This window comes from Streptomyces sp. B6B3, assembly GCF_039871525.1.
GTDB lineage: Bacteria > Actinomycetota > Actinomycetes > Streptomycetales > Streptomycetaceae > Streptomyces.
The window spans coordinates 78,780-91,549 of record NZ_JBDPLU010000004.1; the positions used below are offsets into that span (position 1 = coordinate 78,780).

At 74.7% G+C, this 12,770-nt stretch carries 12 protein-coding genes and 1 riboswitch; of the genes, 10 read left to right on the forward strand and 2 right to left on the reverse strand.

The genetic code is table 11. The annotated features are described in order from the left end of the window. Window positions 1-4 precede the first annotated feature (4 nt). From ABGB06_RS10555 to ABGB06_RS10595, 9 genes are all read left to right on the forward strand, one after another. Window positions 5-1,003 carry a ketoacyl-ACP synthase III gene (locus ABGB06_RS10555; protein ID WP_347587684.1) on the forward strand — a complete coding sequence of 333 codons (999 nt, stop codon included), beginning with the start codon at window positions 5-7 and terminating at the stop codon, window positions 1,001-1,003. Between the two features lie 100 nt (window positions 1,004-1,103). Further along, on the forward strand, window positions 1,104-1,352 hold the full coding sequence (locus ABGB06_RS10560; RefSeq protein WP_347587686.1) for an acyl carrier protein: 249 nt from the start codon (window positions 1,104-1,106) through the stop codon (window positions 1,350-1,352). Between the two features lie 91 nt (window positions 1,353-1,443). Continuing rightward, window positions 1,444-2,706, forward strand: a complete 1,263-nt coding sequence (locus ABGB06_RS10565) for a beta-ketoacyl-[acyl-carrier-protein] synthase family protein (RefSeq protein WP_347587688.1) — start codon at window positions 1,444-1,446, stop codon at window positions 2,704-2,706. Window positions 2,707-2,769: 63 nt separating this feature from the next. Next, window positions 2,770-2,891: riboswitch (cobalamin riboswitch) on the forward strand. A 139-nt stretch (window positions 2,892-3,030) separates the two neighbouring features. Then, window positions 3,031-4,080, forward strand: coding sequence for a hypothetical protein (locus tag ABGB06_RS10570; protein ID WP_347587690.1), 1,050 nt, complete (start codon window positions 3,031-3,033; stop codon window positions 4,078-4,080). Continuing rightward, window positions 4,077-5,234 carry a CbiQ family ECF transporter T component gene (locus ABGB06_RS10575; protein ID WP_347587692.1) on the forward strand — a complete coding sequence of 386 codons (1,158 nt, stop codon included), beginning with the start codon at window positions 4,077-4,079 and terminating at the stop codon, window positions 5,232-5,234. The genes ABGB06_RS10570 and ABGB06_RS10575 overlap by 4 nt, the downstream gene beginning before the upstream one ends. Beyond that, on the forward strand, window positions 5,231-7,078 hold the full coding sequence (locus ABGB06_RS10580; RefSeq protein ID WP_347587694.1) for an ATP-binding cassette domain-containing protein: 1,848 nt from the start codon (window positions 5,231-5,233) through the stop codon (window positions 7,076-7,078). Before ABGB06_RS10575 ends, ABGB06_RS10580 begins: the two co-directional genes overlap by 4 nt. An 82-nt stretch (window positions 7,079-7,160) precedes the next feature. After that, entirely contained in the window at window positions 7,161-8,090 is a 930-nt protein-coding gene (locus tag ABGB06_RS10585) for an ECF transporter S component (RefSeq protein ID WP_347587696.1), read from the forward strand. Continuing rightward, the gene (locus ABGB06_RS10590; protein WP_347587698.1) at window positions 8,087-9,526 is read left to right on the forward strand and encodes a prenyltransferase/squalene oxidase repeat-containing protein; all 1,440 of its coding nucleotides are present in this window, start codon (window positions 8,087-8,089) and stop codon (window positions 9,524-9,526) included. The genes ABGB06_RS10585 and ABGB06_RS10590 overlap by 4 nt, the downstream gene beginning before the upstream one ends. A 56-nt stretch (window positions 9,527-9,582) precedes the next feature. Then, a complete protein-coding gene (locus tag ABGB06_RS10595) occupies window positions 9,583-10,065 on the forward strand; it encodes a DUF4430 domain-containing protein (protein ID WP_347587700.1) in 483 nt (160 codons plus the stop codon). 34 nt (window positions 10,066-10,099) lie between these two features. Here ABGB06_RS10595 and ABGB06_RS10600 read toward each other — a convergent pair whose 3' ends face one another. Both ABGB06_RS10600 and ABGB06_RS10605 read right to left on the reverse strand, forming a co-directional pair. Further along, the gene (locus ABGB06_RS10600; RefSeq protein ID WP_347587702.1) at window positions 10,100-11,014 is read right to left on the reverse strand and encodes an NAD(P)-dependent oxidoreductase; all 915 of its coding nucleotides are present in this window, start codon (window positions 11,012-11,014) and stop codon (window positions 10,100-10,102) included. A gap of 24 nt (window positions 11,015-11,038) precedes the next feature. Continuing rightward, entirely contained in the window at window positions 11,039-11,533 is a 495-nt protein-coding gene (locus ABGB06_RS10605) for a DUF3145 domain-containing protein (RefSeq protein WP_347587704.1), read from the reverse strand. A gap of 173 nt (window positions 11,534-11,706) precedes the next feature. On the opposite strand from ABGB06_RS10605, the gene ABGB06_RS10610 reads away from it, so the two are divergent. Continuing rightward, window positions 11,707-12,630, forward strand: a complete 924-nt coding sequence (locus ABGB06_RS10610) for a GDSL-type esterase/lipase family protein (RefSeq protein ID WP_347587706.1) — start codon at window positions 11,707-11,709, stop codon at window positions 12,628-12,630. The last annotated feature ends 140 nt before the right edge of the window (window positions 12,631-12,770 follow it).

The window sequence follows — 12,770 nt, forward strand, 5'->3', positions numbered from 1 at the left end:
GAGCATGCCCGCGACACTCAAGGTCAGCCGGGGCGCGCCGTACGCGCGGATCCTCGGCGTCGGTGGCTACCGGCCGACCCGGGTCGTGCCCAACGACGAGATCCTCAAGCACATCGACTCCTCCGACGAGTGGATCAGGTCCCGTTCCGGCATCGTGACGAGGAACTGGGCCGGCGAGGAGGAGACGGTGGCCGAGATGTCGCTGGCCGCCGCGGGGAAGGCGGTGGCGGACGCCGGTATCGACGCCGAGCAGGTGGACGCCGTCATCATCTCGACCGTCTCGCACATGAAGCAGACGCCGGCCGTGGCCACCGAGATCGCGCACCGGCTCGGCGCCGGCACGCCCGCCGCCTTCGACATCTCCGCCGCCTGCGCCGGCTTCGGCTACGCGCTGACCGTCGGCAGGGGGCTGGTCGTGGACGGCAGCGCCCGGCACGTGCTGGTCGTCGGCGTCGAGCGGCTGTCGGACCTCACCGACCTGACCGACCGGTCCACGGCGTTCCTGTTCGGCGACGGCGCCGGTGCGGTGGTCCTCGGCCCGTCGGAGGTGCCGGCCATCGGCCCGACCGTCTGGGGCTCGGAGGGCGACCGGGCGGAGACCATCACCCAGACCGTCGCCTGGGACAGGTTCCAGCCGGGTGACAAGCGTCCCGCGCTGCGCCAGGAGGGCCAGACGGTCTTCCGGTGGGCGGTGTTCGACATGGCCAAGGTCGCCCAGCAGGCGCTGGACGCGGCCGGCATCACCGCGGACGACCTGGACGTCTTCATCCCGCACCAGGCGAACATGCGGATCATCGACTCGATGGTGAAGACCCTCAAGCTGCCGGAGCACGTCGCGGTCGCCCGCGACATCGAGACCACCGGCAACACCTCGGCCGCCTCCATCCCCCTGGCCATGGAGCGGATGTTGGCGACCGGGCAGGCGAAGAGCGGCGACACCGCCCTTCTCATCGGCTTCGGGGCGGGCCTCGTGTACGCCGCGACGGTCGTTACTCTCCCCTAAGCACATCCCCGTGCAACCCACGCAAGTCCTGAAGTCCGCATGCGGCCGGGAGACCGATTCCGGACCGCACAGCATCGCCAGACAGTGAAGGAGCGCCGCAATGGCTGCCGACAAGAAAGAGATCGTCGAGGGCCTCGCCGAGATCGTCAACGAGATCGCCGGGATCCCGGAGGACGAGGTGACCGAGGAGAAGTCCTTCACCGACGACCTGGACGTCGACTCGCTGTCCATGGTCGAGGTGGTCGTGGCCGCTGAGGAGCGGTTCGGCGTCAAGATCCCGGACGACGACGTCAAGGGTCTGAAGACGGTCGGCGACGCTGTCGAGTACATCGTCAAGCACCAGGACTGACCTCCGTCCCGCGCTCAACGCACGCGCATGTCGCCACCTGACGGGTGGCGAGTGATCAACAAACCCCCGACTAGCGGAGCTAACAAATCCCGTGAACGCGACCAATCGATCGGTGGTCGTCACCGGCATCGGCGCAACAACACCGCTGGGTGGCGACAGCGCGACGACCTGGGACGGCCTGGTGGCCGGCAGGTCAGGCGTCGGAGTCCTGACGCAGGAGTGGGCCTCCCGGCTTCCCGTCCAGATCGGCGCCCAGGCGGCGTCCGACCCGGCCGAGGTGCTGCCCCGGCCGCTGATGCGCCGCCTGGACCGCTCGGCCCAGTTCGCGCTGATCGCCACGCGTGAGGCGTGGGCGGACGCCGGCTTCACGGCGAAGGCCGGGGAGGGCGCCGACGTCGAGCCGGGACGCCTGGGCGCGGTCGTCGCGTCCGGCATCGGCGGCGTCACCACGCTGCTCGACCAGTACGACGTGCTCAACGAGAAGGGCGCGCGCAAGGTGTCCCCGCACACCGTGCCGATGCTGATGCCCAACAGCCCGGCGGCCAACGTCGGCCTGGAGGTCGGCGCGCGCGCCGGCGTGCACACGCCGGTGAGCGCCTGTGCCTCGGGCGCGGAGGCCGTGGGGTACGCCGCGGAGATGATCCGCACGGGCCGGGCCGACATCGTCGTCGCCGGCGGCACCGAGGCGTGCATCCACCCGCTGCCCATCGCGGCGTTCGCGAACATGATGGCGCTGTCGAAGAACGAGGGCGATCCGACGAAGGTGTCCCGCCCCTTCGACACGGCGCGCGACGGCTTCGTGCTCGGTGAGGGCGCGGGCATCGTGGTGCTGGAGTCCGCCGAACACGCCGCGGCGCGTGGCGCGCGGATCTACTGCGAGATGCTCGGCCAGGGGCTGTCCGCGGACAGCCACCACATCGCGCAGCCCGAGCCGACCGGCGCCGGCATCGCCACGGCGGTGCGCCATCTGCTGGAGCAGACCGACCTGAAGCCGGAGCAGTTGACCCACGTCAACGCGCACGCCACCTCGACGCCGCTGGGCGACGTCGCGGAGATCCGGGCGCTGCGCCAGGTGCTGGGCGACGATCTGGACCATGTGGCGGTCTCGTCGACGAAGTCGATGACCGGCCACCTGCTCGGCGGCGCCGGCGGCATCGAGACGGTCGCCACGGTGCTGGCGCTGCACCACCGGACGGCTCCGCCGACGATCAACGTGGACGAGCTCGACCCGGAGGTGGACGCCGACATCATCCGGGACACGCCGCGCACGCTGCCCTCGGGCACCATCGCGGCCATCAACAACTCCTTCGGATTCGGCGGTCACAACGTGGTACTGGCCTTCCGAACGGTCTGATCGGAGCGTTACCCTGAGGGACGGTCATCGGCTGGAACAGGCCGGTGACCGTCCACTCGTCTCCACAACTTCATGCGCGTACGTGCGAGGGAAGCCGGTGCGAATCCGGCGCTGACCTGCAACCGTGAGCGGCACCGCCAAGGGGCCGCGAGTCGGGACGCTCGGCGTACGACGCGAACCGCTTCCCACTGTCACGGACTGCAGCGTGGAGCCCTCAGCCGCCCCGGCTCGTCGGCCCCCTGACGCCTCGCTTCGCGAACGCGCGCCAGGGGTTTCGCACGTCGGGCGGCAGGTGGGACCGGCTGCCGGAAGGAAGGGCATGCCATGTCCCCCGCCCGAGCCGTTGTCGCGCTGCTGCTCGCGATCTCCCCGGTCCTCCCGGTCCTCCCGGTCCTTCCGGCGAGCCCCGCCGCCGCGGCGACCCCTCGCGCCGGCGCCCCCGGGTTCTGCCCCGACGGCGACGGGGTCACGGTGGTCGTCGACTTCCGGGCCCTGGGCGGCGAGCAGGTGGTGCGCTGCGCGCCGGGCCCGCAGGAGGACGGCGTGGACGCGTTGCGCGGCGCCGGATTCGAGGTGGAGGGCACCAACCGCTGGGGGGACTCCTTCGTCTGCCGGATCAACGGCCGCCCCGGGCCCGACGCCGAACCGTGCGTGGACACCCCGCCGGCCTCGGCGTACTGGTCGTACTGGCACGCGCCCGACGGCGGTGCGTGGGAGTACAGCCAGTACGGCGCCACCTACCGGACCCCGCCGGAGGGGAGCTTCGAGGGCTGGGTTTTCTCGACGAACGACGGGGAGGGCGAGGCGTCGCCGCCCGGCGTCGCGCCCGAACGCCCCGGCGACGGCGGCTCGTCGGGCAGCGGGTCCGGCGGTGCGGGCGACGGCTCGTCGGGTGGCGGGAATTCGAGCGGCGGGGGATCGGGCGACGGCGGGGCGGACGGCGAGGGCTCCGCCGACGGCGGCGCGTCGGCCGGCGGCACGCAGTCCGGCGGCTCGGGTGGCGCGGACGAGGCGGGCTCGGACGGCCCGGGCGGAGCGGGCGGAGCGGGCGACAGCGACGGCTCTGCCGACACAGGGAGTCCCGACGACGAGCACCAGGACGAGGGCGAGGACCGCTCAGACGCCCCCGCTGACGGTGCGGGTCCGGGGCAGGGCGACGCGTCCGACGACGCGTCCGCGCCCAGCCCGACCGAGGCGTCGGACTGGTCGGGCGAGGACACCGAGTTCGAGGAGCGCCGGTCCGCCGCGGCCGAGGATTCGGCCGGACCGCCCGCGTCCACGCTGGTCGCGCTGGGCCTGCTCGTCGCGCTGGTCGGGACGGCCGGGCTCGCCGTCTGGCGCAGACGTCGGGCACGCGGGGCGGAGCACCCGTGAGCCGCGTCCTCGTCCGGCCGCGCGGGGTGCTGCCCCGCACCCTGCACCCGGGCGCCTGGTGGCTGTGGGCGCTGGGCCTGGCCGTCGCCGCCAGCCGCACCACCAACCCGCTGTTGCTCGCCCTGCTCGTCGCCGTGGCCGGCCTGGTCGTGGTGCGGCGCCGCACCGACGCGCCGTGGGCGTTGTCCTTCCGGATGTATCTGCTGTTCGGTGCCGTCATCGTCGTGCTGCGGGTGCTCTTCCGCGTCGTGTTCGGCGGCGGTTCGGGCTCGACCGTGCTGTTCACCCTGCCCGAGATCCCGCTGCCGGAGGCCGCCGCCGGCATCCGGCTGCTCGGCGAGGTCGCCGCCGAGGAGGTGCTCGGCGGGCTCTACGACGGCCTGCAACTGGCGGCCATGGTGGTGTGCGTGGGCGCGGCCAACGCCCTGGCCAACCCGAAGCGGATGCTGAAGGCCATGCCGGGCGCGCTGTACGAGATCGGCACGTCCGTCGTCGTCGCGCTGTCCGTCGCGCCCCAGCTGATCGAGAGTGCCGGGCGGGTGCGCCGCGCGCGCCGGCTGCGCGGCGCCCGGGAGCGGGGGTGGCGTGCGCTGCGCGGCATCCTGATACCCGTCCTGGAGGACGCGCTGAGCCGGTCGTTGGCGCTGGCCGCCGCCATGGCATCGCGCGGCTACGGCCGCACCGGCGCCGTCCCCGCGCGGACGAGGCTGCTCGTCGGCGTCCTGGTGCTGGCCGGGCTGCTCGGCATCGCGGCCGGCCTGTACGGGGCGCTCGACCCGGCGGCCCCGCGCTCCCTGGGCGCGCCGCTCCTGTTGGCCGGCGTGGCGCTGGCCGTCGCCGGCCTCGCCCTCGGCGGCCGGCGGGTGCGCCGCAGCCACTACCGCCCCGACCGCTGGCGTGCCGGCGAACTCCTCGCGGCGGCCTCGGGACTGGCCGCGGCGACGCTGATGTACGCGGCGACCCGTGTGGATCCCGCCGACCTGTACCCGTCGCTCTCGCCCCTCGCCTGGCCGGAGGTGCCGCCGCTGCCGGTCGTGGCCGTGCTGCTCGGCCTCCTGCCCGCCGTCCTCGGCCCACCGTCGCCGTCGGCGGCGCCGTCCGCGCGTCCCGGCCGCCCGGGACGCGCGGCCCGTTCGAGGGAGTCCGTCGCGTGATCACGTTCGAGCAGGTGAGCGTCACCTACCACCAGGCCGCCCGGCCCACGCTGCGGGACGTGGAGCTGCACGTCGAGGAGGGCGAGCTGTGCCTGGTCGCCGGGCGGACCGGCACCGGCAAGTCCACGCTGCTCGGCGCCGTCAACGGCCTGGTCCCGAGGTTCACCGGCGGCCGGCTGGCCGGCCGGGTCTCGGTGGCCGGGCGGACCACCCAGAGCCACGCGCCGCAGGAGTTCGCGCATCTGGTCGGCGTGGTCGGCCAGGACCCGCTCGCCGGGTTCGTCACCGACACCGTCGAGGAGGAACTCGCCTACGGCATGGAGCAGCTCGCCGTCCCGGCCGAGACCATGCGGAAACGGGTGGAGGAGACCCTCGACCTGCTGGGCATCGCCGAGTTGCGGCACCGGCCGTTGCGGACGCTCTCCGGCGGCCAGCAGCAGCGGGTCGCGATCGGCGCGGTGCTCACCGCCCATCCGGCGGTCCTGGTGCTCGACGAGCCGACCTCGGCACTCGACCCCACGGCGGCCGAGGAGGTGCTGGCGGCCGTGCTCCGCCTGGTGCACGACCTGGGCACCACCGTGCTGGTGGCCGAGCACCGGATGGAACGCGTGCTGCAGTACGCCGACCGGCTGCTGTACCTGCCGGGCGACGGAACGGTCAGGGCGGGCCCGCCGGCCGAGTTGGTCGACGCGGCGGACGTCGCGCCGCCCGTCGTCGAACTCGGCCGCGCCGCCGGCTGGTACCCGCTCCCGCTGTCCGTGCGCGACGCCCGCCGCCACGCGCCCGCGCTCCGCGACCGCCTCGCCGGCGCGGAGCCGCCCCAGCCCTGGACGGTCACGGACACGATCCGGCAGGTCGCGCGGCCGGCGGACGACGCGCCGGGCGGGGCGCCGACGGGCCCGTCCCGCGTCTCCGCGTCGACGGTCGAACCGGACGCGGCCGGTTCGGCGCGGTGGGACACCGACCGGTCGCGGACGCCGCTCGGCACATCGCGCCCGGGCCGCGGCCACCGTACGCCCGCCGTCGTGGGGTCCGGCGGGTCCCACGACACCGCCCTGCGGGCCGAGCGGGTCACGGTCGTGCACGGGGACGTCGTCGCCGTGCGGGAGGTGTCGCTCGTGCTGTGGCCGGGCCGGGTGACCGCGTTGATGGGGCGCAACGGCTCGGGCAAGTCCTCGCTGCTGTGGGCGCTGCAGGGCTCGGGACCGCGCCGGTCGGGCCGGGTCGACGTGGCCGGCGACGACCCCGGCGGGCTGCCCCCGCACCGGGCGCGCGCCCGGGTCGGCCTCGTGCCGCAGACCGCCGCCGACCTGCTGTACCTCCAGACCGTGGACGCCGAATGCGCCCAGGCCGACCGGGAGTCGGACGCCGGCCCCGGCACCTGCCGCGCGCTGCTCGACCGCCTCGCCCCCGGGCTGCCGGGCGACCGCCATCCGCGCGACCTGTCCGAGGGCCAACGGCTCGCCCTGGTGCTGGCCGTGCAGCTGACCGCCGCCCCCGGGGTCGTGTTGCTGGACGAGCCCACCCGGGGCCTCGACTACCACGCGAAAGGCGCCCTCGGCGGGACGCTCAGGGAACTCGCCGAGGACGGCCGCTCCGTCATGGTCGCCACGCACGACGTGGAGTTCGTCGCCGCCGTCGCGGACCGGGTGGTGGTGCTCGCCGAGGGCGAGACGGTCGCGGACGGTCCGACCGCCGACGTCGTCTGCGCTTCTCCCGGCTTCGCGCCGCAGGTGGCCAAGATCCTCCGCCCGGCGCCGTGGCTGACCCCCGACCAGGTCGCCCACGCCCTCGCCGCCGGGCCCGGCGGGCGCCCGGCGGCGGAGCGGGAGGTGACCGGATGAGCGGGTCGCCCGCCGACCACGTCACCCACTCCCCCACCACCCGGTCCGACGAACCACCGACGCCGAAGCCGGAGACTGCCTGATGACCAGCCAGAGCAGTGCCCTCGCCACCCGGACGACCGCGCTGCGGGTGGGCCCGCGCGCCGCCGTCGTGCTGGCCGTGGCCAGCCTGATCGGGCTCGCCATGTTCTGCTGGCCGCTGCTCTCGCCCCCGGAACCGCAGACGATCGCGCACGCCGGGCACGCGCCGTTGCTCTTCGTGCTGCTGCTGCCCGTGGTGCTCGCCGTGGTGCTCGCCGAGATCTCGGAGGGCGGCATCGATCCCAGGACGCTGGCGCTGCTGGGCGTGCTCGCGGCCGTCAACGCCGCGCTGCGCCCGCTGGGCGCCGGCACGGCCGGGGTCGAGACGGTGTTCTTCCTGCTGGTGTTGGCCGGCCGGGTCTTCGGCCCCGGCTTCGGCTTCGCGCTGGGCAACGTGTCGCTCTTCGCGTCCGCGCTGCTGACCGCCGGCGTCGGCCCCTGGCTGCCGTTCCAGATGATGGCCGCGGGCTGGGTCGGCCTGCTGGCCGGGCTGCTGCCCGGACGGCCGACGGGGCGGGGCGAGGTGGCGATGCTGGCCGGCTACGGCGTGCTGGCGGCGTACGCCTTCGGCTTCCTGATGAACCTGTGGTTCTGGCCGTACGCCACGGGCCCGGACACGGAGCTGTCCATCGACCCGGACGCCGGCGTGCTGGCGAACCTGCACACCTTCGTCCTCTACACCGTGGCCACCTCGACGTTCGGCTGGGACACCGGCCGCGCGCTCACCAACGCGGTCGCCGTCTCGGTCCTGGGCCCGGCCGTGCTGATGACGCTGCGCCGGGCCGCCCGCCGCGCCGCCTTCGACGCGCCCGTCACCTTCGCCGCCGAGACCGCGACGCCGCCCTCCCCGACAGCGGCCTCCCCGAACCGGCCGACCGACCCGACCGACCCGGCACACGAACCCCCCAACAAGGGAGCGATCAACCGATGAACAGACCCAGGCGGCGCCTCGCCGCGCTGCTGCCCGCCGCGTTCCTGGCCACGGCCGCGCTGGTCGTGCTGCCCGGCACCGCGTCCCACGCGGACGCACCGCCGGAGCTCGACGACCCGGCGGCGGCCGCGGCCAGTTGGGCGGTCGGCCAGCTGACCGACGGCACCCACGCCGCCGGCGACCACGGCCTGACCGCGGACATCGTGATGGGCCTGGCCGCCACCGGCACCGCGGGCGACGCCGCCGACCGGGCGACGGACTGGCTGGCGGAGAACGCCGGCGACTACCTCACCCGGGGCGCGCCGGACAGCGACACCGTGTTCGCCGGCGGCGCCGCCAAACTGGCCCTGGTCGCGGCGATCGAACACCGCGACCCCGGTGACTTCGGCGGACACGACCTCACCGGGATGCTGCTCGACCGGCTCCAGGACGACGGCCGGTTCACCGACGCCGGCGGCACCGACATGTCCAACCAGTTCACCCAGTCGCTGGCCGTCCTGGCCCTGGGACGCACCGGCGACCTGCCCGACTCCGCGGTGGACTTCCTCGCCTCCACACGCTGCGCCGACGGCGGCTACCCGCTCTCGTTGCGCCGCGACCCGAACCGCTGCACGTCGGACACGGACAGCACGGGACTGGCCGCACAGGCCCTGCTGGCCGCCGGCCGGACGGCCGACGCGGCGCCCGCCCTCGACTGGCTGGAGGGCCGGCAGCGGGACGACGGCGGCTTCGGCTACAACGCCGCGAGCGACCCCAACTCCAACTCCACGGCGCTGGCCGTGCAGGCGCTGACGGCGGGCGGCCGGGAGGAGGCCGCCGGGGACGGCACGACCTGGCTGCTGTCCCGGCAGCTCGGCTGCGCCGCCGCCGCCACGGACCGCGGCGCCGTGGGCTACCTGGAGCCGGTCGCCGACGGGATGGCGCTGCGCGCCACGGCCCAGGCCATTCCCGCGCTCGCCGGCCAGCCGCTGGGCGCGATCGACGGCGCGTCCGCGACGCCGGAACCGGCCGCCATCGACTGCTCCCCCGACGACGGCGGTTCGGGCGGCGCCCAGGGCGGCGCGGCCGCCGGAGGCGCGAGCGCGGGCGGCACGGACGGCGGCGCGTCGGGAGACCCGACGGGCGGCGCCTCCGCGGGCGGGTCCGGCGGCGGGGACGGCGGCACGAGCACGTCCGGCGCGTCCGGCGGCACCGGCGACCCGGCCGACGCCTCCGGCGGGTCGTCGGGCGGCGACCTCGGCGGCTCGGGCGGCTCCGGTGACGCGAACGGCTCGGGCGACACGGGCTGGGACGACGCCTCGGACGGGCTGTCGCCCGACGGCGGCCTCGCCGACACCGGGTCGAACGTCCTGCCGCTGCTCGGCGGGGCCGTCGCCCTGCTGGTGCTCGGCGCCGCCGCGTACCTCCTCGCCCGGCGACGGAGCTCCGGGCGCTGAGCCACGCCGCCAGTCAACTTCCCTCCGCGAAACATCACTCGTACGAGAGGACAGCGATGTTCAGAACCTCACTGCGCCGTGCCGCGACCGCCGCCGCCGCGGGTCTCGCCCTCGCGGCGGCGGCACCGACCGCCACGGCCGCGCCGACCGTCACCGCCGCGCCGGTGACGGTGGGCCTGACCCTCACCGGACCCGACGGGGTCCTCTTCGCCGGCGAGGTCACCACCACCGGCCACACGGTGACTCCGCTGACCGGCGACGCCCACCCGTGCGACGGCACCAACAACGGCGCCAACCCGACGGCCGGCGCGACGCCCACCGCGGCGCTCGACGACGCGGCCGACCAGCACGGTCTCGACTGGGACGGCGTCTGGTACGCGTCGTTCGAGGACTATCTGGTGACCGAGATCGACGGGCACGCGCAGACCGCCGACTTCTTCTATCTCATCGAGGTCAACGGCACGGCGACGCCGGTCGGCGGCTGCCAGTTCCTCGTCGAGGAGGGGGACGAGGTCGCGTTCACCTGGACCGGGATCTGAGCCCACCGCCGGTCGTCACGGTCGCCCCCGCCCGTCAGGCCGGGGGCCCGCCGTCGAAGCTGGCCAGGTAGCTGGCGGCCATGTCCTTGTCGCCGTGGCCCTGTTCCACGGCGCGCCGGAATCGCTCCGCACCCGCGGCGGCCACGTCGAGACGGACGCCCGCGGCCTCGCCGGCCGCGACGATCAGCCGGGCGTCCTTCTCCGCGGTGGTCACGGCGAAGCTCGGCGTGTAGTCGCCCTCCCTGATGGCGGCGGCCTTGACGCGCAGGTACCCGAGGTCGAGCGGCCCGCCGCCGATCGCGTCGAGGAAGTCCGCCGGTTCCACGCCGAGGCCCGCCGCGAGGGCCAGGGCCTCGGCCGTGCCGTGGGTGGCGGCCAGCACCCAGCTGTTGCACACCAGCTTCAGCCTGGTGGCGGCGCCCGGTTCCTCGCCCAGCCACAGGGTGCGAGCGCCCACGGCGTCGAGCACGGGCGCGAGCCGGCCGCGCGTCTCCTCGGGGCCGGCGGCCAGCACGACCAGCTGCCCGGCCTCGGCCGGCTGCCGGGTGCCGAGCACCGGGGCGTCGACGAACGTCAGGCCGTGCGTGCCGGCCAGGTCGAGCAGGGGTCCGAGGCCGTCGATCCCGGCGGTGGTGCACTGCAGCCACACGCTGCCCGCGGCCAGGCCCGGCGCGGCGGCGCGCATCGTCTCCTCGGTGGCCACCGCGTCGTGGAGCATCGTCAGCACGATGCCGGCGCCGGTCACCGCCTCGGCGGGCGTCTCGGCCACCCGGGCGCCGTCGGCGGCCAGGGGGTCGGCCCTGGCCCGGGTGCGGTTCCAGACGGTCACCCGCAGGCCGGCGCGGCACAGGTTGCGCGCCATGGCCGCGCCCATGATGCCGGTGCCCAACACGGCCACCGCCGGCGCCGCCGTGGGGCCGTCAGATGCCTGCCGCTCCGCCGCCGTCATCCTCGCTCCTCCCGGATGCCCCGATCAGACCACCTGGTGCAACCAACGCACCGGTGCGCCCTCACCCGCGTGGCGGAAGGGCTCCAACTCGTCGTCCCACGGTTTGCCCAGCAACCGGGTGATCTCGGCGTGCAGGTCGCTCTCGCCGCGCGCCGCCCGATCGGCGGCGGCGCGCAGCCGGTCCTCGGGGATCATGATGTCGCCGTGCACGCCGGTGACGGCGTGGTAGATGCCGAGCTCGGGCGTGCAGCTGAAGCGCTCGCCCTCGCCGTGCTGGCAGGGCTCCGAGGTGACCTCGAACCGCAGCAGCTGCCAGCCGCGGAGCGCGGAGGCGAGCCGGGAGGCGATGCCGGCCTCGCCCTGCCAGGACAACTCGGCGCGCCAGGTGCCGGGGGAGGCGGGCTGCCTGGTCCAGTCGAGGCTGACCCGACTGCCGAGGACGGAGGCCACGGCCCACTCGATATGCGGGCACAGGGCGCGCGGCGCGGAGTGCACGTACAGGACACCACGCGTGGTCATCGAACCTCCATCTTCTCCCTCGTGGAACCAACGTGTGATGGAAAGTCATCTCTTACGCTGGTGAGGGGCCTCCCGTCGGCGCTGTGCAGTGTCAGGACCCAAAGCTACCGTGAGGGCAGGTACCCGGCTCGGTCGCCGTACCGTCGAATGACAACACGAAGAAGAGGATCCACATGCTGGTCAGCCGCCGCCCCGTGGCCCTCGCGCTCGCCTCCGCCGCCCTGCTGCTGGCCGGCTGCTCGTCCTCCGACGACTCGGGCGCCGCGGGCGACGCCGACGTGGCCGCGGCCGAGGCCGGCGACGAGGAGCGGCGGCCCGCCCCGCCGGCCACCCGGGTGTGGGACACCAGCCCGTCCTCGGTGGCCGCGATCGGGGACTCCATCACCCGCGGCTTCGACACCTGCTCGCTGCTCACCGACTGCCCCGAGGCGTCGTGGGCCACCGGCACCGACGCCGCGGTGGACAGCCTGGCCATGCAGTTGCTGGCCGGCGAGGGCGGCGGTGACATCACCGACCGCTCGTGGAACCTGGCGGAGAGCGGTGCGACCGTGGCCGATCTGCCGGACCAGGCCCGGCAGGCCGCCGGGCACCAGCCGCAGCTGGTGACGGTGCTGATCGGCGCCAACGACGCCTGCGCCGCGGACCTCGCGTCGATGACCGACGTGGCGGACTTCGAGGCGGACTTCAGCGACGCGCTCCGGGCGCTGCGCGCGGAGTCGCCCGACACCCAGGTGTACGTCTCCAGCGTGCCCGACCTGATGCGGCTGTGGCGCGAGGGCAGCGAGTCGATGATGGCGCGCACGGTCTGGCAGATGGCCAACATCTGCCCGTCCATGCTCAGCGACCCGAACGACGAGACGGACGACGCGACCACGCGGCGCGAGGCGGTGCGCGAGCGGGTCCAGGAGTACAACGAGGTGCTGGAGCGGGTCTGCGCGACCGACGAGCTGTGCCGGTACGACGGCGGCGCCGTCTTCGACTACGAGTTCACCACCGACCATCTCAGCCAGTGGGACTGGTTCCACCCGGGCGAGTCGGGCCAACGCCAGCTCGCGGCCCTGGCCTACGAACAGGTTGCCGCGGACCAGGTGCGGTAGCGCACTGCCCCATGGGGCAGGAGCAGACCGGGTCCGGGGCCGGGACCAGTACGCGGTAGGCGCTAGCCATTGACAGCGCATGGGCGCGCTGACTACTTTCACGCACAGCATTTCGAACGCATATCGAAATACCGAACACC

Excerpts from the sequence above, each read along its gene's own strand:
- ABGB06_RS10595 (WP_347587700.1), top strand. The coding sequence starts at position 9,583 with ATGTTCAGAACCTCACTGCGCCGTGCCGCGACCGCCGCCGCCGCGGGT.
- ABGB06_RS10600 (WP_347587702.1), bottom strand. The coding sequence starts at position 11,014 with ATGACGGCGGCGGAGCGGCAGGCATCTGACGGCCCCACGGCGGCGCCG.
- ABGB06_RS10610 (WP_347587706.1), top strand. The coding sequence starts at position 11,707 with ATGCTGGTCAGCCGCCGCCCCGTGGCCCTCGCGCTCGCCTCCGCCGCC.
- ABGB06_RS10605 (WP_347587704.1), bottom strand. The coding sequence starts at position 11,533 with ATGACCACGCGTGGTGTCCTGTACGTGCACTCCGCGCCGCGCGCCCTG.
- ABGB06_RS10555 (WP_347587684.1), top strand. The coding sequence starts at position 5 with ATGCCCGCGACACTCAAGGTCAGCCGGGGCGCGCCGTACGCGCGGATC.
- ABGB06_RS10585 (WP_347587696.1), top strand. The coding sequence starts at position 7,161 with ATGACCAGCCAGAGCAGTGCCCTCGCCACCCGGACGACCGCGCTGCGG.
- ABGB06_RS10590 (WP_347587698.1), top strand. The coding sequence starts at position 8,087 with ATGAACAGACCCAGGCGGCGCCTCGCCGCGCTGCTGCCCGCCGCGTTC.
- ABGB06_RS10570 (WP_347587690.1), top strand. The coding sequence starts at position 3,031 with ATGTCCCCCGCCCGAGCCGTTGTCGCGCTGCTGCTCGCGATCTCCCCG.
- ABGB06_RS10560 (WP_347587686.1), top strand. The coding sequence starts at position 1,104 with ATGGCTGCCGACAAGAAAGAGATCGTCGAGGGCCTCGCCGAGATCGTC.